Source organism: Neisseria sp. P0021.S005, from assembly GCF_051956955.1.
The window spans coordinates 1-255 of the sequence record NZ_JBQCWY010001022.1 but is presented as its reverse complement, the minus strand read 5'-3'; the positions used below and the strand labels follow the sequence as shown (position 1 = coordinate 255).

At 54.1% G+C, this 255-nt stretch carries 1 protein-coding gene; it reads left to right on the top strand.

All coding sequences use genetic code 11. The features are described from left to right. The coding region (locus tag ACTHUE_RS20690; protein ID WP_440361355.1) for a hypothetical protein at positions 1–255 on the top strand (255 nt) is incomplete at both ends.

Genomic DNA, 255 nt, shown 5'->3' with positions numbered 1-255 from the left:
TGGCGCAAGACACCAAAGACGACATCCAAAAAGGTGTAGATGCCAAAACCACCGTTGACACCAAAGGCCTGACCTTCAACGGCGACAGCGGCAGCACCAATATCGAAAAACTCGGCTCCACCGTGACTGTTGCCGGCGACGACAACATCACCACTGAAGCCCAAGACGATAAAGTGACCGTCAAGCTGAACAAAGACCTGGTGGTAGACAGCGTCAAAGCCGGCGACACCACCGTGAACAACGACGGTGTGAAAG